The 1,209-nt window shown below is 33.1% G+C and carries 1 protein-coding gene; it reads right to left on the bottom strand.

Annotated elements, in window-relative coordinates:
• Positions 1-228: 228 nt before the first annotated feature.
• Entirely contained in the window at positions 229-1,083 is an 855-nt protein-coding gene (locus tag G525_RS0117830) for an aldo/keto reductase (RefSeq protein ID WP_027127341.1), read from the bottom strand.
• Positions 1,084-1,209: the final 126 nt, after the last annotated feature.

Genomic DNA, 1,209 nt, shown 5'->3' with positions numbered 1-1,209 from the left:
GTGATGGAATATTTGTTAGAAACATCCTTCCAAGCAGGATAAGGAAATATTAATTTTAATTTCATACGTGATGTTTCTCAAATGGTTGGCAACGTGGTTGTGTATGATTAGTTGCGTGGTTTAAGCACTAAAGTTAGCAAATAAAAACCGAATAGAAAGTCCGCGAGGACTTTCGTCAGTGTGCGATAATCAAGCAATTAATTATACACGGTGTTAGCAGCCGTATTTTTAGTTTTTGACATTTAATACATCTGGCCAAATGTTAGGCAATTCTCCGCTAAACCCCATTTCTGGAAGTTCATTTATTTGCTTCATTTCCTCCTTTGATAATTTAAAGTCAAAAATATTAATATTTTCCTCAATTCTTTCTGGTGTATTTGATTTCGGAATAACGATGGTTTCGTGTTGAGTTATCCATCTCAAACAGATTTGAGCTATAGATTTATTGTGTTGTTTAGCGATAGTTTGGATTATTTCATTTCCAAACACTTTTCCTCTTGCCAAAGGTGACCAAGATTCAACTACAATATTATTTTTTTTACAAAATTCCGTCAATTCTGGTTGCCAATAACCAGGGTGAAATTCAATCTGATTGATAGCAGGGATTACGTTTGCAGTTTGAAAAAGTGTTTCTAAATGTTCTTGCCAAAAATTACTTACTCCAATGGACTTTATTTTCCCTTCCGCTTGTAATTCCTCCATTGCACGCCAACTATTTGCATTTGCTTTTTGCCAATCTTTATAGTTTTTTGCATTCGCAGGCCAATGGATTAAATACAAGTCAATGTAATTCAATCCAAGTTTTTTAAGTGATTTGTCAAAAGCTTTTTTAGCTTCTTCATAACCTAAATTTTCACGCCATAATTTTGTGGTTACGATAATTTCTCTTCTATCGATTCCACTTTCATTTATTGCTTTTCCAACTTCTTTTTCATTATCATATTTGGCGGCTGTATCAAACATTCTGTAACCTAGATTTAAAGCATTTTTTATAGATTGAATACCTTCTTCCTCGGTAGATTTGTATGTTCCAAAACCTATAATTGGTAACTTATTTCCGTCGTTTAATACTATTTCTTTCATTTTTTCTAACGTTTTGTATTATATGGCTGCTAACGTTTGTGTATATGGTTTGTTGCGTGTTTTAAGCGATTAATTTAGTAAATAATTACCAACCAAGAAAGTCCGCGAGGACTTTCGTAAGTAAGC

The sequence above is a fragment of the Gelidibacter mesophilus DSM 14095 genome (assembly GCF_000423005.1).
In the GTDB taxonomy this organism is placed as follows: Bacteria; Bacteroidota; Bacteroidia; order Flavobacteriales; family Flavobacteriaceae; genus Gelidibacter; species Gelidibacter mesophilus.
The sequence above is the reverse complement of the archived record's forward strand: the minus strand, read 5'-3'. Positions and strand labels throughout refer to the sequence as shown.

Coding starts and splice junctions, on each gene's coding strand:
- G525_RS0117830 (WP_027127341.1), bottom strand. CDS start 1,083: ATGAAAGAAATAGTATTAAACGACGGAAATAAGTTACCAATTATAGGT.